The organism is Rummeliibacillus sp. TYF005 (assembly GCF_003844195.1).
GTDB lineage: Bacteria > Bacillota > Bacilli > Bacillales_A > Planococcaceae > Rummeliibacillus.
This window is the reverse complement of record NZ_ML122572.1, coordinates 1-18973: the sequence shown is the minus strand read 5'-3', so window position 1 is coordinate 18973 and position 18973 is coordinate 1. Positions and strand designations below refer to the sequence as shown.

Here is an 18973-nt window from a genome sequence, read left to right as displayed (position 1 = left end):
AAATTCCGTACAAACTAAATGACAGGTAATAACTTAAAACAACAATAAAACGCGAATTCCAACTTAGAATTCGCGCTACCTAACTATTTCCGCATCGCTTTAAAAATGAAGCTAACAACAAAAATTAATATAATTGCTCCTATTAAAGCTGGTATTATATAGAAATCGCTTATTTTTGGTCCCCATGAGCCAAATATTAAACTACCGATCCAAGCACCAATAATACCTGCAATTATGTTTCCTATAATGCCGCCTGGAATATCTTTACCTAACATAAGGCCAGCTAACCAGCCTAAAATACCGCCAATAATTAAATACCAAATGAAACTAAACATAATATCGACTTCCTTTCTTTCGACTCTGCTTATGTATTCCCCGTTTCCGTGAAATTAAACATCGCTTTTAAAATGTAGATATTATGCGGACTGTTGTATTATTTTACGGGTACATCAAGTGTAGGATGATTAACATTTTTGTCATTGTAATGCCACCATTCAGAACTAATTGTTGTAAAACCAACTTCAGTCATGATTCTTGTTAAGAAATTCATATTTTTCTGTGCCTTTTTAGAATTCTTTTTATATGTACGACCAGCCTTTTTTGAAAATGAATCAAATTTAGTTGGCATAGTTAGTTCTCTGCCCTTTTTATCAACCAATGTTACATCAACACTTACTCCCTTACTGTGTTTTGAATCCAATAATGGGTAAGCTACATACATATGATTTTGAATCTTATACCACATTTCCCACTGCACACTTAAGGGACGATATGCATCCCAAATTTTAATCTTATACCCTTTTTTATTTGCCAGCTTGTTAGCTTTTTTTAATTTTTTTGCTGTAGATTTTGTCATTAGTGCCTTCGCTTTTTTTGGATATAATCGGTATCCCATAAAATTACTCTTCGTCGCATAGTGTAGGTCAATAACAAAACCATCTTTTTCAGTTAACTCCACTAATCCAGCTTCTTTATAATCGGCCGGCGCATTTTTTAAATATTTTGCAGAGGCCCAACCTGTTTTTCCATTATAAGTTACCTTGTACCAACCTTTATAATACTGCGTTGCTTTAACGAAAACGCCTTGATCTATTTGACCAATCTTCGAATATTTTACCCCAGCACCTTTACGAATATTCAATTGCGCTGTTGCTTTTAAAGTTTTTTCTACTTTTTGTATTGTTGCTGCCTCTGCTGTTGTTGAAGAAATCACTCCCGACTCAACTCCTCCCATTAATAGTGTAAAACTTAAACAACCTGCAATCAGTAATGTCATTATTTTCACAAAATCCGCCTCTAATTTCTTTATATAGTATTTATATTATCCATTTTACTTTTTGAAATAATTGTATGCAATCTCACATTTCACTATATTATCTAAAAATAATCTTCAGTAAGTAAAATTTTCAGTTAGCTTTCATGAAACGTTCACAGTTCATATCATTCACTAAGCACTATACTATAACTATATTTAAAATTTTAGTAAAATAAAGATGAATTAAAAATGGAGTGATCATAATGTCTGTTGCGTGGATTGCAATTATGCCAGTTGTCGTACTGACAGTGGTATTGGCTAGCGTATTAATATACTTTATAGCCAAAAACAATAAAAAAAATTCCCATAAAACAATTGATCCGAAACCAGCTGAGAATTTCAATAACTATTCGAAGAAAGAAGAGTTGAAGTGAAAAAGCTATTTATATTACCAATTCGCTTTTATCAAAAGGTGATTTCACCTTTGAAACCACCAAGCTGTCGCTTCTATCCAACATGTTCCAATTACGGAATTGAAGCTATTGAAAAACATGGTGTATTGAAAGGCGGATATTTAACAATCAATAGGATTTTACGCTGCCAACCATTTTGTAAAGGTGGATATGATCCGGTACCTGAAGAATGGCCTCCAAAAAAGAAATAATTTTGGAGGTTTTTCTATTGTCTTTTTACTAGAAATCTTGTATAGTAGTAATTGTTCTAAAAATAAACCGTAATCATTACTATTTACGAGGTGTGAAAATGAAAAAATTCTTTTCCATTTTTTTAATTGCCCTATTAGCTGTTTTCACTGCTGCATGCGGAGCAGACAAAAAAGCTAATACTACAAAAGACCAAAATGGCAAACTGAAAATTTATACAACCGTATATCCACTAGAATACTTCGCAAAACGTATTGGTGGCAATCATGTAGAAGTATCTTCTATTTACCCACCAGGATCAAACGAGCATACTTTTGAGCCTACACAAAGAGATATGATGAATATCGCCGATGCAGACTACTTTTTCTATATCGGACTAGGACTTGAAGGATTCGTAGAAAACGCACAAAAATCTTTAAAAAGTGAAAATGTTCAATTTGTAGAAACAGCTGCAAATGTATCTAAGGATAAACTAGCTGTAAGTACCGGTCATGAAGATGAGGATCATGCTACTGAAGAACATCATCATGGCAATGACCAAGTCGATCCACATGTCTGGCTATCGCCCATTATTAGCCAAGACCTTGCTCTTTCTATTAAAGATGAACTAGTAAAAGCTCAACCAGATAACAAAGCAGATTTCGAAAAAAACTATGATTCACTTGTAAAAGACTTAAAAGCATTAGATAAAGACTTTAAAGCTATGTCAGATCAAGCAAAGAGAAAGACATTCTTTGTCTCACATGCAGCCTTTGGTTATATTGCTGGAACATATGGCCTTAGCCAAATCTCAGTAGCTGGTTTAAATTCACAAGACGAACCATCACAAAAAGAACTTACTAAAATCGTCGACCAAGCCAAAAAAGAAGATATTCACTATGTATTATTCGAACAAAATGTCTCATCTAATTTAGCAAAAGTTATTGAAAAAGATATTGGTGCTGAGCCGCTTACATTAAATAATTTAAGCGTACTTACAACCGATAACATTAAAAACAAGGAAGACTATTTTACAATAATGCATCAAAATATCGAAACATTTAAGAAAGCTTTGGAGAAATAATATAGAAAAGGGGCGTCCAATAAGTCAAAAACTTACGTGGCTGCCCCTATTTTTATATAAATTTTTATGTGTATTACTTCTTCGGTGGTCGAATCAAGATTCTACCATCCTCATTGAAAAATGACTTTAAGATACAAATGCTTTCAACATCCACACATGCTTTTCTAAGCTCTGATTAATCGAATTTAACAAATCCTCAGTCATGTCATCATTTTCATTTGCTGCTTCAGACATTCCCTTTTTAAGATTCTTCATCATAATTTCAAAATCTTGAATCAAAATCTTGACCATTTGTTCAGCAGTTTCACTTCCTGATACCTCTTTTATCTCTGAAATTTCGAGATGCTCTTTTAAAGTGGCAACGGGTTGTCCTCCTAAAGCTAATATGCGCTCTGCAATATCATCCAGATGACTTGACGCTTCATTGTACAATTCCTCAAATTTTTCATGTAATGTGAAAAAAGAAGGTCCTTTTACATACCAATGGAAATTATGAAGCTTTGTATACAGTACAGACCACGATGCAACGAGTTGGTTTAGTTGAAGCTGTAATTCAGACATCATTAAAACACTCCTATTTCTTTTTTAATTTCTTATTTAATATTCCACTAATATTCGGAAGCTAAACATAAGAAATCAAAAAGAAATAATTCTAATTATTAGTAACAACAACTCGTCTCTTACAACACATTTAAGAAAAGTTTTATATAAACATTTCAAAAATTCCAATGCCGATTAAGATTACTCCTGATATTAATGTAGAATTTTTGCCAATAAACGTCTTTGAGAGAATAAGTCCAAAATGTCCTCCAATTGCAAATGTCAAAAGCGAAAAGAATCCTATAGATATCACTGTAAAGATAGCTGAAATACCATTCGCACCTATTCCTATTCCTCCACCAATACAATTTATTGATAAAATTAGACCTAAAACAATTGCTTCTCTAATCGAGATAATATTATTTTGATCCTTATCAATTTTTTCTAAATTCTCCTCTGATTTTGCACATGCAAAATTATTCGAGACAATCGTATATAAACCAATTACACACAACAAAATACATCCTACAATATTCGCTTTTTCTTGTGAGATAAATTCTATCAACACACTCCCAAGCAAAACCGATAAATAAGTAACAATCATTGATACTACTGCAATTGTCAGATTAGACGCAAAAGGTATTTTCGTCTTTTTGACACCATAAGCAAGACCTATACCTAAATTATCTAAATTTGCAGCAATTCCAACTAAAATAATCGTAATCCAATGCATAGAATCCTCCCTATTTGTAACGCACTCAACTCATCATATGCAGGGATAAATTTTTTGCTCTCCAAATTATAATGAATGTAAAAAAAGGATTTAGAAGCTAAAATCTTCTTAATCCTTTTCCCCTTATGCTATTAAAAATTTCGATCCGACCATAAACAAGATATATACAGCACAACCGATTAATACAGATTGACCTGGTTTAAACCAATTAGTCAATAAATAGATTCCAACTACTAAAACAACCATACCTACTGCTCCAACAATCCCATTGCGTTGTGTAATATGAAAAGCTTTTGGCGTCATATTATGCACTTGTAAATTTAGGTTCATTAAGGTCATGATCGGTAAAAGTGTTATGATGCCTGATAAAAACAAGAATTTCGATTTGCTTAACATAGCAGCAAGCATCATGACAGTGCCACCGATGATAAATTGTATTACATATCCCACGACTATTACTCCTAACAACTATTATTGATTTGTTGCCATTGTAATGTTATTTTTTTCATAAGTAAACTTAATGTTTTGAATGATAAGTATAGAAAAAATTTATAGATGGTGATATCATGTCGATCAATAAAATAAAAGCATTCGTAACTGCAGTCGAATATGGAAGCTTAACAAAAGCTGCCGAACAACTTGATTACACACAACCTAGTATTAGTCATATGATTAGCAGTTTGGAAATGGACTATGGATTTTCACTTTTAATAAGAGGGAAAAATGGAGTCAAACCTACAGAAAACGGAAAAGCGCTGTTGCCAATCATGCACGAAATACTGAAAGGTTCACAACTTCTAAACGAAATGGTCAATGATATTAACGGCTTAGATAGTGGGAAAATTCAAATTGGGGCATATACAAGTGTTTGTGTACACTGGATGCCAACGGTTTTAAATTTATTCAATACAAAATACCCCAAAATTGAAGTTCAATTATACGAAGGAAATTCTCAAGAGATTAAACTATGGTTAGAGAGCGGGAAGATTGACTTTGCAATTGGAACAACACAAATCGACGAACATCCTCATTTTATCCCTTTAATGCAGGATCGAATGCTTGCCATTCTACCTAAAGATCATCGGTTAGCTACATGTGATTCCATTCCACTTAAAGCTTTTTCAGAAGAACCTTGCATCATGCCTTATGAAGATTCCCATCATGATGTGCAATTTATCTTCAAGCAAGCTAAAATCACTCCCCATATTGCGTATCAAATTCGTGGTGATGAAGCAATTATTGCCATGGTAAAAAAGGGTTTAGGTATTAGTTTACTTTCCGAATTATTGATAAAAGAACATCTACCAGAGCTTTGCGCTAAGCCGATTGAGGGGAATTATGTTCGGACACTCGGTATTCTAACGACCTCAACTGTAAATAATCTCTCCCCATCGACTAAAAAATTCATTCCTTTTTTACAAGATTGGGTTCAAGAAAATTATTAACATGCATAAAAGGGCTTATGTCCAGGGGTGTCCCGTACTTAGAAAAGCTTAAAGGGCAACCTTCCTTTGATAACGACTTTCCTGCTATAAGTATTTGCTCCATTATTGTAACAAAAGACGTATCTAAAATCAGACACGCCTTTTTATCTTATTCACCTAGGATTTCTTTTTTAGATGGTGCTTGTTTTTTTGATTGATAGTTGACGGTAGCAATCACGCAAACCGTTATAAGTACATAAGACAACTCAACAATTGCACAAAATCTAATAAAGTAAAACAAGCTTGGATTAACTAAATATTCTGCAGAAGTAACGAATATCGGAATATATAAAACCCATGTAAAAATGGTCAAGAAGCTTTGTATTTCAATGTCCATACGAGCCCTTTTAGGTTGCACCATTATTAAACAAATGTATTGTACAATCATTAAAAAAATTGCTGCTAATATAATCTCTGGGTGAATCTGATGCGTTTTTAAAGATGTGAAAAGTAAAATAGCTACACCTGTTACGATTACAGATAATTCATTTCGAAATTCAAGTAAGATTTTTTTAATGATAGTATCTCCTCCAATGATGATTACGTATTTTTCTAAGACTATTAGCAATTCTATATAGAAACTTTTCCATATAACATCCATTAATATAGTTGTATGGGACAAACCATCATCCTATGACTATTAATTTTTTTGAACTACTAATTTTGCAATCATATAATGTACAAATATGTTAAGAAACATGATAAACATAGTTGCTGTCACAATTCTGACAAAAATCACTTAAATTGTTCGGAACGTGGATTCAATTTGATAACGCGTGGATTGATTTCCAATTTGCGTGGATTGGATGCTGAACAGCGTGGATTACTCATCATTTTGCGTGGATTAACCCCTGATATTCGTGGATTGGCACATATAATAATACTTAAATTAAGAGGCTTATTCTTGAAATAAATAAGCCCCTTAAAAATCTCACTATATATCATCCTTCATCCGCTTGTTATACACAATAACAGTCAGGATCATCACGATAATTATCCACAAGCTTATAAGACCAAATGGTTGGACTAAATCTCCGACTTTAAAATTATTTTCGAGCGATTCTGCTAGATTGATTAGTTGTGTACTAGGTAGCCATTCAATCACTTTTAATACCGGATACTTTTCTACAAATGCACTTGCAAAAGGTCCTATTGAAAATAGGAAGAAAACAGGCATTACAATAACAGAAGATTCCATAACAGTTTTAGCAATCAAACCTAGTAATGTTCCTATAGTAATATAGAATATACTTGATAATAGGAACGCTATAATCATAATCAACGTATTTCCAGGATTATATCCCGTTAAAAGGATTGAACCTGTTAAAATTAGAATCGTAATGATAAATGTTAACATACTTTTCCCTATTAAAATTTCAGGAATTGTTGCAGGAGATAACATCAAATTTCTTAATGTGTTTTTTTCTTTCTCTTCTGCGATTAAACAACATTGAATGTAGGTTGCAACAAGAGAAAAAGTCATATTAATAGCCATAAGATGCACTTGGATTGTATCAATACCCATTCGCGAGTAAAAAAGAGCAATGACCAAAGGTACCAAAATTGTTGAAGATACAGCTAGATTTCGCGAGAATTCTTTATAATCTTTTACTAAGATTGCTTGCATTCTTTTCATAGATAAATTCATACTAATTTCCTCCCTGTTACTTGGACGAATATTTCCCCTAAGCTAGGTTCATTTGTAGACACTCTTTCAACCAGATTTTTTTGCATCCAGTCGAACATTTTATTAGCATCTGTTGCCCCTTTACTGATTGTTTCTTGTTGACCATTTTTTAATTCAACCGTTAAGGTATCATCGGCATATTGCTTTTTTAACTCTTTCGGTGTTCCAATCGCACAAATCTTACCGTTGTTTAAAAAGGCAATTCGATTGCAAAGAGTATCTGCTTCAGCCATATCATGAGTTGTTAAAAAAACTGTAGTACCTTCTGCATTTAATCTCCTTAGCCCTTCATAAATATGAAACTTATTTACAGGATCTAAAGCAGATGTAGGCTCATCTAAAAATAATAGATCTGGTTGATGCAAGATTGTACGAGCTAGCAGTACACGCTGTCTCATACCTTTTGATAGCTTGTTAATGTGTTTTTTTCTATCGCTATATAAATTCACAAATTCAAGAGATTTTTTAACAGAATTTTCCTTCAAGTTATATATTTTTCTATATAAATCCAAATTTTCTTCAATAGTTAACCGATCATATAGACCGCTATTATCTGATAAAATACCCAATCGTTGCCGTGCTTCAGGTGATTTTAAAAAAGAAATATCCTGCTTAAAGACTTTTACATCACCATTTGTCGGTGATAACTGCCCCGTCAAAATTTTAATCGTAGTCGTTTTTCCAGATCCACTTGGACCAAGAAAGCCAAAAATTTCTCCCTTTTCTATTTCAAAAGAAACATCCTGTAATGCGTACTCACTTTTAAACTTCTTTTGTAAATGATTTACTTTTATAACTTCCCCCATTTTATAAACCTCCTAATATGTCCTTGAAATTAGCATACATAAGATTTAATCATTACACATCAAAATATTGATGAATTGCATTATATGTCGATGAACAGTACCATTTAATCCGTGATTAGCAACAATTATTTCCTGAGAAATATTTATATTCCTATGATTTCCTTTAATTCGACTAATTTAGATCTTGAAAGTGGTACATTTAGTCTTTCTTTACCTGATAAAACCAAGCTATAACTGTTTTTTGACCATGTTATAACTTCTCTTACTTTTTGCAGATTTACAATATATGAACGGTGGCATCTAAAAAAGCCAAAGTGTATTAATCGTCTTTCTAACTCACTTAACGTTAAGGAACACGGATACGCTACTCCAGTAACAAATACATTCACTTCTCCTTCGACGCTTTCAATATAATCAATTTCAGGTGGATTAAATAATACCAATTTATCTTTGATCTTCGTTGGAATCTTCTCTAATTTAATAGCTTGCTTATCTACCTTCATATCAATCGAATTTTCCTCTTGCAAATCAAACTTTTCTAACCCTGTATCTTCTATACGAAATACACTATTTGTCGAAATCATTAAGTCTTCTAAACTTGCAGACAAAAGACATATTGTGTATCCTTTCTCCTTCAAGAAATTCAAAGTACGTTCTACAATACGCTTTGTTTCAATATCTAAATTTTGATATGGCTCTTCAATAATATGTATTGGCTTTTCATGAATAAGTAATTTAGCAAGTTTAACTCTTTGCAATTGTGAATAGGATAAATTTTTTATTTTCAATTTTTTCGCTTTTAATAATCCCGTAATGTTCAGAGCATCATCGATTTCAATATTAGAGTTATATAATTTTTTCTCGAATTTCAGACTTTCGAATATAGTCATTCTTTCGTAATGTCCTTCCTGTCGAAAGAATATATTCATATTAGAATAATGTTGAAGATATTTTAGGAGACAATCAATTTGAAAAACATCTAAATGCATTCCTACAATTTCACCTGAAGTTAATGGTAATTGAAAAGATGGTAAAAGCATTCTACCATCAAATGTTGTTATTGTAGGAATTTTAATTGGTTGTTGAAATTTTTCCATAATATTCAAAATCCTTTCGTGTTTATTTTGAAATATGTATATAAAGCAAAAACCCCCATTAGCTTGATTAGTCCATATTTCATATAAAAAAGCCCATAGATGACTTTTTCATATCTATGGGCTTATTATTCAATTCTATATTTTTATATTAATTCCTTCAATTTCCTACGTAATAGTTTATTTGAACCGTTTCTAGGAAGTTCATCAACAATATAAATTTTATTTGGCACTTTGTAACCCGCCAAATGTTCTTTGCAGTATACCAGGAGTTCGTTCACTTCTACATTATTATTCAATACCACAAATGCATTTGGAACTTGTCCCCATTTGTCATCTTCTACTCCACAAACACCTACTTCTCGAACAGATGGATGAGATGTTAAGACGTTTTCTATTTCTGCGGGATATATATTTTCTCCACCAGAAATGATTAAATCTGACCGGCGATCCACTACAAATAAGTACCCTTCATCATCAAAATAACCAATATCTCCACTATGCAACCAACCATCTTGTTGAGAAGGTTTATCTGAAAAACGTCCCACATAACCAGGTGTTACATGTTTCCCTCGTATTAATATTTCGCCTTGCTCAAATGTTGCCTTTGCATTTTCTATTCGGATTTGATTAAAAAATAATGGTTTTCCTGCAGAACCAATTTTCCGCAATGCATCTTTACTTGATAAAGTTGCTGTTTGTGAGGATGTTTCGGTCATGCCATATGTCTGTGAAATTTGAATATGTCGTTTGATAGCGCGTTTTAAATAATCGATTGGTACAGGTCCGCCCCCTGCAAGCATTGTTTGGAATTTATCAGATACGTATGCATCACGATGCTCTAATTCTGTTAATATGCGCTCTAATGTGAAAGCTACAACAGACATACGTGTTACAGTACCATCTACTAGAAAATCGACTACCTTTTCAACATCAAATTTTTTCAAAAGTTCTAAGCGTACACCATGCAGTAAACATTTACACAACATAGAAAACCCACTAATATGAAAAAGTGGAACTGTACATAACCATGTATCATCTTCAACAAGACCTGTATTATAGAGGGAGGATGTTGCACTTGATACATGATTGCCCACAGTTTGACGGACCCCTTTTGGAAAACCTGTTGTACCAGATGTATACATAATCGTCATTGTATCATTTTCATCCCATTCATCTGTTGGTGTAAATGCTATTGCAGATACATCTGAGACTTTAGAAAATGAATGAATTGGTGAAGCTGTTTCCGGCAACTTATTTAGCAATTCATCTTCTACTAATATTGCAACTGCCTCTGAATCTTGAATTTGATAAGCTAATTCTGTTTTACTTAAACGCAGATTGAGAAGTACCATTTCACATTGTAAATGCATACAGCCACAAATCATGAAAATAATTTGTGGTGTAGATGTTGCAAAAATAGCTACACGATCATGCGCTTTAATGCCTAGTGCTTCTAGTTTTGAAGCATATCGTAATGCTAAATCATTTATCTCTTTATATGTCCAAGACTGACCTTCGAAACTTACTGCTACTTGTTCCGGGGTTAGTGTTGAACGCTGTAAAATCCAATTTGGAATCATTTTTTGTCACCCTTATAAAAAAATCATTAAGATAATCATATCATTATAGTAACAGAAAATGAAAAAGCTCGTATCAAAGGTATACGTGCAAGGATATTACTTTTACTATTATTGCTACAATTTAAGCAGTAAATAAAAAACTACTCTCAAACGAGAGTAGCTTTCTATAGACAATTCATTCTATTATGGGAAACGTGGGAATTGACCGAAGTCTGGATCACGTTTTTCTTTAAATGCGTCGCGACCTTCTTTTGCTTCATCTGTTGTGTAGTAAAGTAAAGTAGCGTCTCCACCTAATTGTTGTAAACCAGCAAGACCATCTGTATCTGCGTTAAATGAAGCTTTTAAGAAACGTAGAGCAGTTGGTGATTTTTTAAGCATTTCTTCACACCATTCTACTGTAGTATCTTCAAGTTTTTCATAAGGTACTACTGTATTTACAAGACCCATGTCTAATGCTTCTTGCGCGTCGTATTGACGACATAAATACCAAATTTCACGAGCTTTTTTATGTCCAACGATACGTGCTAAATAGCCTGCACCGTAACCAGCGTCAAATGAACCTACTTTTGGTCCAGTTTGTCCAAAACGAGCATTTTCAGCAGCGATTGTTAAATCACATACGATATGCAGTACATGTCCACCGCCGATTGCATATCCTGCAACCATTGCTACTACTGGTTTTGGAATTTTACGGATTAAAGTTTGTAGATCAAGTACATTTAGGCGAGGAATATTGTCTTCACCAACATAACCACCGTTACCACGTACTTTTTGGTCTCCGCCTGAGCAGAATGCTTTTTCGCCTTCACCAGTTAAGATAATTGCACCAATTTTTGCATCGTCGCGAGCACGAGTAAATGCATCGATCATTTCTGCAGTTGTTTTTGGACGAAATGCATTTCTTACTTCTGGACGGTTAATAGTAATTTTAGCAATGCCGTTATAAGATTCATATTTGATATCTTCGTAGACATGTTCTGTTATCCATTCACGAGTCATTATAAATCCTCCTATATTGTTTCTAGGTGTTTCTCTATTATTGTAGCAAAGATTTGTGGATTTTCCACATGTATTGCATGGCCAACACCTGATACGATTACATTTTTGCAATATAAGAATCTTTCCTTCATATCATTGGCCTTTTGTTGGAATTTTTTATCTAATTCACCTGTTATCAATAGTACAGACTTTGTAAAGTTCTGCAAATCACCCCAAAAGGATGGTTGTGATCCAGTTCCCATGCCACGCAAACTATTGGCTAAACCAACTACACGTTGGCTTAATCTTTCTTCTCGTATTGCTTGTTGTTTTGATTCTGACAATTTTTTTTGTGATTCAAAAAGAGGAATGTTCTCCCATTGTTCCACAAAAGCATCTAGTCCATACTTTTCAATTTTTTCTGCTAATGCACGATCACTTTTTCTTCTCGCTTCACGTTCTTCTTCTGTTTTAAGTCCAGGTGAAGAACTTTCTAAAATTAGCTGGTCAACCATTTCCGCATATTTCATCGTAAAAGCGAGCGCTACACGTCCTCCCATTGAATAACCAATTAGAGTAAATGACGGAATACGTCTTGCTTCAAAAAAGTCATGCAATAATTCAACTTGTTCTTCCATCGAATATCTTTTGACGATATATGGAGCATCCGATAACCCATGACCAATCAAATCTATAGTAATAATACGATAAGTTTCTTCAAATGACTCAATTACCTCATCCCATGTCTTTGTACTACCTGTGAAGCCATGTAAGAAAACAAGCGTTTTTTCAGCTTGAGGATTTATAATTTGGTAATGTACATTTAAATCTCTTACAGATGTCATTACGCTTGCCATTTTTCATCTAACTCCTTACTAATAGAGTCCCATAAATTTCGATGAGATTGGACATTAACTGATCGATTTGTTACCACTTCGATAATACGGACAGGTTTTACTTTAGGGGATTCAAGTACCTGTACAAACTTTTCTTTTGAGTGAATGACATCATATTGAGCATCGTACATTCTTGCTAAATCCGAAAATTGCAAATCAGAAGGGGTACCAAATAACTCTTCATAATAATCTTCTACAGTTGCCTGTGAAAGATAAGAGAAAATGCCACCACCATTATTATTCATCACAACAATTGTGATATCACAATTTTGATAACGGCTAGCTATTAATCCATTTGAATCATGTAAAAATGCTAAATCTCCTATTAATAAATACGAATGTCTATTTGTTGCTAATTGTGTACCAATTGCTGTTGAAACAACGCCATCAATTCCGTTTGCACCGCGATTAGCATAAATACGCACATCTTTATTTGTTTTATAGAAAAACGTATCTACATCACGGATTGGCATACTACTACTTGCAAATAAATTACAATGGTCAGGTAAATGCTCAAATAACGTTGCTGCTAAAGCGCCTTCATCAGATTCACTTTGGATGTATTCTTTCACATGGTGAGAGGCTATTTCATTGGCTTCCAACCAGTTTTGTACATAGTCGCTATCAGTGCTTAAATTGGTGATCGTAACATCATTTAACCAGCTGCCTATTTGTGCTTGAATATGATGTGTCGTAATAGCTAATGAGTCCCTAAACATTGGATCCTCATCAATAACCAAGTAAGTTTTTGGCTGAACATTACTTAAAAATTGCATCAACGGTTTTGAAACTGGTTGTGCACCAAAACGTATTACAGTATCTGCAGCTGCTACTTGTTTAAATGTTGAATTTTTCAAAAGAGCATCATACTGGTCAATGACAAAATCTGCGCAATCATTTGGCACATTTCCACGTAGATGAGAAAGACTTTCTACAAGAACCGGCCATTTCAAATGGCGAATAAAGTCCCAAATAATATTCAAATCTGTATTTTGAGCCATTTCTCCCATAATTAGAATCCCTTTTTCGGCATGTCCAATTATAGTTTTCAACATATTCATAGCATGCTCATTTGGACGAATTTCTTGTGGCATACTTTCTATGAATGACACTGTTGGTAATTGTTTAGGAAAGTCTATTAACAAAGGCTCTCTGAATGGTACGTTGACATGTACAGGTCCTACTGGTGCTGTTGTCGCAATTGCAACAGCTCGCGCAATATGACGTTCGATAAATGGCAAAGTGTTTGGTGACTCGTCCGGTATTGGAAAATCAACTGACCATTTTACTTGATTGCCATATAAATTAGGTTGTGTTATTGCTTGCGGTGCTCCTACCTCACGAAGCTCATGAGGTCTGTCTGCGGTTAATACGATTAAAGGTGTTCTAGCTAACTTCGCTTCTACAATTGCTGGAAAATAATTAGCCGCTGCAGTACCTGATGTACAAATAAGAACAACTGGATTTGCACTTACTTTCGCTATCCCTAAAGCTAGAAATGCAGCTGATCTTTCGTCAACTTGTCTGTACATTTTAAATTCTTTTGTATGTGCAAAAGCATATGCTAAAGGTGTTGAACGTGAACCTGGACTTACTACAACATCCTTTACCCCTGCTTGATATAAAGATGCAACAAGCTTATATACATAGCTTGTTAGAATCTCTTTGTTATTCATGTAATTGTCCTCCTAAAGCACGAATCATCGGACGGAATTTCACAAGTGTTTCTTCATATTCACTTTGCGGCTGTGAATCTGCAACAATTCCACCACCTGCATATAAATAAGCTTTATCTTGATGCAATAATGCAGAACGAATTGCAACTGCAAATTCTCCATTTCCATTTGCATCTAACCAGCCAATCGGTGCTGCATACAAACCACGATTCATCGGTTCATATTTACGAATGACTTCCATAGCTTTCATACGTGGTACACCGCCTAATGCTGGTGTTGGATGCAATGTTTTTACTAATTGTAAAATTGTCGCACCATTTTTTAAGTGTCCTTCTACAGGTGTATATAAATGTTGAATATCTCTTATCTTCAAAAGTCTTGGCTCTGATGGAATAGTATAGCTTGCGCAGTTTTCTTTAAATGTATGTCCAATCATATCCACAACATATTGATGTTCTGAACGATTCTTTGCATCATTTAACAAACTTTGTCCTAAGCCTTCATCTTCTTCTGCAGTTTTACCACGTTTTACAGAACCTGCAACACACGAAGAGTAAGCATAAGAATTTTCGACTTTTACTAAGCGTTCAGGCGAAGCACCAAAAAACAACTTTTCATTGTGTTCTAGCCCAAACAAATAACTTTCTGGTTGTTCTAAAATTATTTGAGACAAAACATTTGGTGATGATACTTCTTTTTCGAATTCTAAAGCAAGTGACCGTGCGATTACCACTTTATCAGCTTCTTTTTGACGAATTAAAGAAGTCACTTGATGAATAGATTCTAAATATTCTTCTTTAAAAGGTTCAAAACTACTTTTCACTTTTGGTTTAGCATATGTTTTCAATGCTTTTACTTGTGCCGTATGCATAAGTTCGTCACGTTTTTTACATAGTTCGTTTAATATTTGCGGATTTTCCTGTTCTGCAATATAGTTTGTACTAATATAAACATGATCATTACGTATAACTAGTTGATATGTAGCAACTACAAAAAATGCTGGTGGCATGCCTTCCCATTCACCTGAAACACCATTTTCAGGATCAAAGGTAAAACCGCCAAACAGAATCGGTTGTAACTCTTTGTCATTTGTTACAATATGCTGTGTTAGCTTTTTCCATTGTTGTTCCACATCATCAAAACGTTGGTCTGTTGAATGACTTGTTATAATATGTGCATAACCCAAACCTACTAATGTAAACGTTTTCTCGCGATTTTGCCAATAATATCTCTGATTTGCAAAGGACTCTTCCCCTGCTTCAAAAAATGCCAACGCTGATAATCGATTCACTTCAATTGTTTCTGTAAAAAATTTTAGTGTCGACTTTTCTGTCTCAGTTTCAATTTGGTCGCCGGTTGTTGTCGACAACTTACGATTCATGAAAATTCCCTCCGTCAGTAGATTGATATACTTATCTACTCGTACATCCTTCGTTATCCTATACTATCATACATCTTTCTATAAAATTCAGCACTTATTTACCTTTTTATTTCTACAAAATAAATAAGGCATATAGATAATTCTATATACCCTGTTTTTGTATATATCGAAGAAAATTCTCATTTGCAATCATCTTCACTTCATCTTCTGAAAAGTGCTGTAATAATGTTAAGATTAAATTTTGCGATTTGGATGCATTTTCAAGACCAATAACCGTTCTATCAATCCCATCAAAATCAGATCCTAACCCTATATGCTCAATCCCCACTAATTCAGCCAAATATTTCACATGTTTAACCAAATCATCAATAGTGACATCGTCTGTACCTTCTTTAATAAACGGTGGATAATATACAACGTGAATATGACCACCTTGTTTTACTAATGCGATTGCCTGCTCATCTGATAAATTTCTAGTATGATTACACAAGGCTCTTGCATTTGAATGACTCGCTATCAAATGCTTTGATAAAGGCAAAACATCCCAAAAACTTTTTTCGTTGAGATGTGATACATCAATAATAATATCTTTATCATTTAATAATTCAATGACTTCTTTACCGAATGGCTTCAGTCCCTGATTCGGATTTTCTTCTGCCCCATAAGCCACACTATTTTCAAAATTCCATGTTAGACCAACTAATTTTACACCTGCATCTAGAAGGGTTTGCAACTTTAAAAGGTCTTCTCCAATTGCATCACAGCCCTCTAAACTTAATATTGCCCCTATTTGTCCTTCTTTTAATGTATATACCTGTTTCCAATCTGTTATATGGATTACATCAGGATTGGGCTGTAATACATTTGTATAAAATAACTCAACTTGTCGCATAGCCTCGGTAAATTTATCGGCTTGTGGAACATCTTCTCCTATAAAGATAGCAAAATCTTGTATCACGACCTGACCTGCTTGTAGTTTTTCCTTACTTGCTTGTAGTTGAATAGCAGAGGAAAATTTAATGGGTGGGTCAGCTTTCGTTAACTTACCTAATACATCACAATGTAAATCGATAATCTTCATATATGCACCTACTTTTTTATATTATTATATTAGAACTTTCTAGCTACATATTAGATATCCATAAGAAAAACCAACAGAAAATTTACTTTCAGTTGGCTTTACCTAATTTTATAATAAATGTATGGGTTGTCTTTAATCGTATCCTACATCAGATGGAGTGTCTGAAGAGCCATATTCCTCGACTACAAGGAAACTATCTTCACCATCTATTCGGTAGTCCTTTAAATTACTTGGATCAGAAGTTGTCGCATTTAAAATTTCTTCTTCTACAGGGCGTTCTTGTGTACCAGCAGTTCTTTCGGAATGCTCTATACAAGTTAATGTAGTTGGCATTGCTTCCATCCGCTCAAAGGGGATTTCGATGCCACACACTATGCAATGTCCATAGGTGCCATCATCTATTGCTTTTAGAGCTTTTTCAATATTATCTAATTGAAATTCGTTAAACTTGTCCATCGCCAATTCAGTTGCTGAATCCATCATGTCAGTAGCTTGGTCGGCTGGATGATTATCATAATTAGATAACTCTGTCGACTCAAATATTTCATCGTTATCTGGTCTTGCTTTAATCCTTTTTTGTTCATCTGTTAATAATTTTTTTAATGTGTGTAATTGTTGATCTGTCATTAACTTAAACCTCCATTCTGTACTATTTATGCCCCAAATTTCTTTTTTCAAAGCACATATTTTTACGAATAATCTATTTTCATGATTGAAATACATTTGAATAAGAAAGAATATGTATATTAAAAAGGAACTCTATAGTCAGAGTTCCTTTCTCTTTTTAAACGTTTGCATATATTGCATCTCGTAAAAATTTGGTCATACCTTTTTGGTGTTGATCATAATAAGCCGTAAATCTCTCGTCTGCTACATATAAATCCGCAAGTCCCTTATGCGCTTCTTTAGAATAGGATGGCCAATAATGCGTTAACCATTCCTTGTGACATTTTACAGCTTCCTGTGCCTTTATATCCCGAACATCACCGTTTATCATAGCCTCTTTTAACAAATCAATTATTCTTTTTTCTAGAATTTGATTTTCTTCAAATACTTCTTCGGTCATTCCTAGTAATTTTTTATTCGATTCATCTACTACATTATTACCATACTTTTCACGAATTTCATCGCCATAACATTTCTCATTTTCTTGAATCATTTTATCCTTTAAACCTTCAAATCGTTCATGATCTTTCATTTCATATTCTCCTTCCAAAGATTGAATTGTCTTCTCAACATTAAGTAACATTTTTTCGATTATTGATCGTTCTTTTAGTAATTTCTTTTGATGTTCCTGTAATGCACTTTTTATATCAAATTTTGATTCATTTACGATTTCTTTGATTTTTTCCAATTTCAAACCTAGTTCGCGATACAACAAAATTTGTTGCAATAATTGCACTTCGTATTCTCCATATATACGATACCCCGACTTAGTAAACCTTAATGGTTTAAGTAAATTAATTTGATCGTAATAACGTAGAGTCCTAGTAGTAACTCCAGAAAGTATAGCAAGTTGCTGAATGGTATATTCCATATAATCACCCCATACCTTCAATATACAGATTGACGTAACGTAAAGGTCAATACTGTTATATGCATTTTTAAATTACTTTTTATCATTTTCCGACAGAGGACTCCCTCTTCAAGGAATGTGTAAGAGCCTAGCTCAATGAGTAAGTGGACTTCTATAAGTGGGGAGTAATTCAAGATTGAAAGCTTTCTTAAATTATTGTATTTGTTTTGTTTTAACAGCAAGGATTGTTGATGGTGTTTCTGCTGGGTTTATTACAATTAGCTGTGTCTTTTTATCACAACTCAAGCTTCNCCTTTATCACAACTCACTCTTCCTTTATCACAACTCGGGCTCTCTTTATCACAACTCAGGCTTCCTTTATCACAACTCAGGCTTCCTTTATCACAACTCAGCTTCTTTATCACAACTCACTCTTCCTTTATCACAACTCGCTTCTCCATGACTTAGAAATCGACTTTTTAATGTATTACAGGCAAAAATATTATGGCTCTTTGTAAATAGTTGGGGTGGGGAC

Annotated in this window: 21 protein-coding genes and 1 pseudogene; 4 read left to right on the top strand and 18 right to left on the bottom strand. The window is 33.8% G+C overall.

What is annotated here, in order from left to right; all coding sequences use genetic code 11:
• Positions 1-83 precede the first annotated feature (83 nt).
• Together CW357_RS13890 and CW357_RS13885 are read right to left on the bottom strand one after the other, a co-directional pair.
• A complete protein-coding gene (locus tag CW357_RS13890) occupies positions 84-335 on the bottom strand; it encodes a GlsB/YeaQ/YmgE family stress response membrane protein (protein ID WP_124218359.1) in 252 nt (83 codons plus the stop codon).
• 98 nt (positions 336-433) lie between these two features.
• On the bottom strand, positions 434-1276 hold the full coding sequence (locus CW357_RS13885) for a M15 family metallopeptidase (RefSeq protein WP_241155105.1): 843 nt from the start codon (positions 1274-1276) through the stop codon (positions 434-436).
• Between the two features lie 242 nt (positions 1277-1518).
• On the opposite strand from CW357_RS13885, the gene CW357_RS18305 reads away from it, so the two are divergent.
• The 3 genes from CW357_RS18305 to CW357_RS13875 all read left to right on the top strand — a co-directional run bounded on the left by CW357_RS18305 (position 1519) and on the right by CW357_RS13875 (position 2980).
• Entirely contained in the window at positions 1519-1689 is a 171-nt protein-coding gene (locus CW357_RS18305) for a hypothetical protein (protein ID WP_164489609.1), read from the top strand.
• Positions 1686-1919, top strand: a complete 234-nt coding sequence (gene yidD / locus CW357_RS13880; RefSeq protein ID WP_119416898.1) for a membrane protein insertion efficiency factor YidD — start codon at positions 1686-1688, stop codon at positions 1917-1919. The genes CW357_RS18305 and yidD overlap by 4 nt, the downstream gene beginning before the upstream one ends.
• Positions 1920-2017: 98 nt before the next feature.
• Positions 2018-2980, top strand: coding sequence for a metal ABC transporter solute-binding protein, Zn/Mn family (locus tag CW357_RS13875; RefSeq protein WP_124218357.1), 963 nt, complete (start codon positions 2018-2020; stop codon positions 2978-2980).
• Between the two features lie 126 nt (positions 2981-3106).
• Here the strand turns inward: CW357_RS13875 and CW357_RS13870 are convergent, their stop codons facing one another.
• The 4 genes and pseudogenes from CW357_RS13870 to CW357_RS13860 form a co-directional block, all read right to left on the bottom strand.
• A complete protein-coding gene (locus CW357_RS13870) occupies positions 3107-3544 on the bottom strand; it encodes a Dps family protein (RefSeq protein ID WP_119416900.1) in 438 nt (145 codons plus the stop codon).
• Positions 3545-3683: 139 nt separating this feature from the next.
• A complete protein-coding gene (locus tag CW357_RS18760) occupies positions 3684-4034 on the bottom strand; it encodes a manganese efflux pump (protein WP_256386330.1) in 351 nt (116 codons plus the stop codon).
• Positions 4026-4256: pseudogene (locus tag CW357_RS18755) on the bottom strand (manganese efflux pump); the annotation flags it as partial. The pseudogene CW357_RS18755 and the gene CW357_RS18760, both read right to left, overlap by 9 nt.
• A gap of 120 nt (positions 4257-4376) precedes the next feature.
• Positions 4377-4703 (bottom strand): GlpM family protein, encoded by a 327-nt coding sequence (locus CW357_RS13860; protein WP_119416902.1) that lies wholly within the window; start codon positions 4701-4703, stop codon positions 4377-4379.
• Between the two features lie 116 nt (positions 4704-4819).
• On the opposite strand from CW357_RS13860, the gene CW357_RS13855 reads away from it, so the two are divergent.
• Entirely contained in the window at positions 4820-5698 is an 879-nt protein-coding gene (locus CW357_RS13855; protein WP_124218356.1) for a LysR family transcriptional regulator, read from the top strand.
• A gap of 148 nt (positions 5699-5846) precedes the next feature.
• On the opposite strand, the gene CW357_RS13850 is transcribed toward CW357_RS13855, so the two are convergent.
• From CW357_RS13850 to CW357_RS13795, 12 genes are all read right to left on the bottom strand, one after another.
• Positions 5847-6359, bottom strand: coding sequence for a hypothetical protein (locus CW357_RS13850; RefSeq protein ID WP_164489608.1), 513 nt, complete (start codon positions 6357-6359; stop codon positions 5847-5849).
• Between the two features lie 312 nt (positions 6360-6671).
• The gene (locus CW357_RS13845; RefSeq protein ID WP_124218354.1) at positions 6672-7385 is read right to left on the bottom strand and encodes an ABC transporter permease; all 714 of its coding nucleotides are present in this window, start codon (positions 7383-7385) and stop codon (positions 6672-6674) included.
• Entirely contained in the window at positions 7382-8230 is an 849-nt protein-coding gene (locus CW357_RS13840) for an ABC transporter ATP-binding protein (protein WP_119416906.1), read from the bottom strand. The genes CW357_RS13845 and CW357_RS13840 overlap by 4 nt, the downstream gene beginning before the upstream one ends.
• A 143-nt stretch (positions 8231-8373) precedes the next feature.
• Positions 8374-9327 (bottom strand): LytTR family transcriptional regulator DNA-binding domain-containing protein, encoded by a 954-nt coding sequence (locus tag CW357_RS13835; RefSeq protein ID WP_119416907.1) that lies wholly within the window; start codon positions 9325-9327, stop codon positions 8374-8376.
• Positions 9328-9470: 143 nt separating this feature from the next.
• Positions 9471-10907, bottom strand: a complete 1437-nt coding sequence (locus CW357_RS13830) for an o-succinylbenzoate--CoA ligase (protein WP_119416908.1) — start codon at positions 10905-10907, stop codon at positions 9471-9473.
• 183 nt (positions 10908-11090) lie between these two features.
• Complete coding sequence (menB, locus tag CW357_RS13825) at positions 11091-11909, bottom strand: 1,4-dihydroxy-2-naphthoyl-CoA synthase (protein WP_119416909.1); 819 nt, start codon at positions 11907-11909, stop codon at positions 11091-11093.
• An 11-nt stretch (positions 11910-11920) separates the two neighbouring features.
• The gene (menH, locus tag CW357_RS13820; protein WP_119416910.1) at positions 11921-12745 is read right to left on the bottom strand and encodes a 2-succinyl-6-hydroxy-2,4-cyclohexadiene-1-carboxylate synthase; all 825 of its coding nucleotides are present in this window, start codon (positions 12743-12745) and stop codon (positions 11921-11923) included.
• Complete coding sequence (gene menD, locus CW357_RS13815; RefSeq protein WP_124218353.1) at positions 12733-14460, bottom strand: 2-succinyl-5-enolpyruvyl-6-hydroxy-3-cyclohexene-1-carboxylic-acid synthase; 1728 nt, start codon at positions 14458-14460, stop codon at positions 12733-12735. The genes menH and menD overlap by 13 nt, the downstream gene beginning before the upstream one ends.
• Entirely contained in the window at positions 14453-15841 is a 1389-nt protein-coding gene (locus CW357_RS13810) for an isochorismate synthase (RefSeq protein WP_124218352.1), read from the bottom strand. Before CW357_RS13810 ends, menD begins: the two co-directional genes overlap by 8 nt.
• Before the next feature lie 142 nt (positions 15842-15983).
• Positions 15984-16922 carry a dipeptidase gene (locus tag CW357_RS13805; RefSeq protein ID WP_119416913.1) on the bottom strand — a complete coding sequence of 313 codons (939 nt, stop codon included), beginning with the start codon at positions 16920-16922 and terminating at the stop codon, positions 15984-15986.
• A gap of 132 nt (positions 16923-17054) precedes the next feature.
• Complete coding sequence (locus CW357_RS13800) at positions 17055-17549, bottom strand: TraR/DksA C4-type zinc finger protein (RefSeq protein WP_119416914.1); 495 nt, start codon at positions 17547-17549, stop codon at positions 17055-17057.
• Between the two features lie 157 nt (positions 17550-17706).
• Positions 17707-18459, bottom strand: a complete 753-nt coding sequence (locus CW357_RS13795; RefSeq protein WP_124218351.1) for a MerR family transcriptional regulator — start codon at positions 18457-18459, stop codon at positions 17707-17709.
• Between the last annotated feature and the right edge of the window lie 514 nt (positions 18460-18973).

Coding starts and splice junctions, on each gene's coding strand:
- CW357_RS13795 (WP_124218351.1), bottom strand. CDS start 18,459: ATGGAATATACCATTCAGCAACTTGCTATACTTTCTGGAGTTACTACT.
- menH (WP_119416910.1), bottom strand. CDS start 12,745: ATGGCAAGCGTAATGACATCTGTAAGAGATTTAAATGTACATTACCAA.
- CW357_RS13835 (WP_119416907.1), bottom strand. CDS start 9,327: ATGGAAAAATTTCAACAACCAATTAAAATTCCTACAATAACAACATTT.
- CW357_RS13805 (WP_119416913.1), bottom strand. CDS start 16,922: ATGAAGATTATCGATTTACATTGTGATGTATTAGGTAAGTTAACGAAA.
- CW357_RS13890 (WP_124218359.1), bottom strand. CDS start 335: ATGTTTAGTTTCATTTGGTATTTAATTATTGGCGGTATTTTAGGCTGG.
- CW357_RS13830 (WP_119416908.1), bottom strand. CDS start 10,907: ATGATTCCAAATTGGATTTTACAGCGTTCAACACTAACCCCGGAACAA.
- menB (WP_119416909.1), bottom strand. CDS start 11,909: ATGACTCGTGAATGGATAACAGAACATGTCTACGAAGATATCAAATAT.
- CW357_RS13800 (WP_119416914.1), bottom strand. CDS start 17,549: ATGACAGATCAACAATTACACACATTAAAAAAATTATTAACAGATGAA.
- CW357_RS13845 (WP_124218354.1), bottom strand. CDS start 7,385: ATGAATTTATCTATGAAAAGAATGCAAGCAATCTTAGTAAAAGATTAT.
- CW357_RS13810 (WP_124218352.1), bottom strand. CDS start 15,841: ATGAATCGTAAGTTGTCGACAACAACCGGCGACCAAATTGAAACTGAG.
- CW357_RS13885 (WP_241155105.1), bottom strand. CDS start 1,276: ATGACATTACTGATTGCAGGTTGTTTAAGTTTTACACTATTAATGGGA.
- CW357_RS13855 (WP_124218356.1), top strand. CDS start 4,820: ATGTCGATCAATAAAATAAAAGCATTCGTAACTGCAGTCGAATATGGA.
- menD (WP_124218353.1), bottom strand. CDS start 14,460: ATGAATAACAAAGAGATTCTAACAAGCTATGTATATAAGCTTGTTGCA.
- CW357_RS18305 (WP_164489609.1), top strand. CDS start 1,519: ATGTCTGTTGCGTGGATTGCAATTATGCCAGTTGTCGTACTGACAGTG.
- CW357_RS13875 (WP_124218357.1), top strand. CDS start 2,018: ATGAAAAAATTCTTTTCCATTTTTTTAATTGCCCTATTAGCTGTTTTC.
- CW357_RS13870 (WP_119416900.1), bottom strand. CDS start 3,544: ATGATGTCTGAATTACAGCTTCAACTAAACCAACTCGTTGCATCGTGG.
- CW357_RS13840 (WP_119416906.1), bottom strand. CDS start 8,230: ATGGGGGAAGTTATAAAAGTAAATCATTTACAAAAGAAGTTTAAAAGT.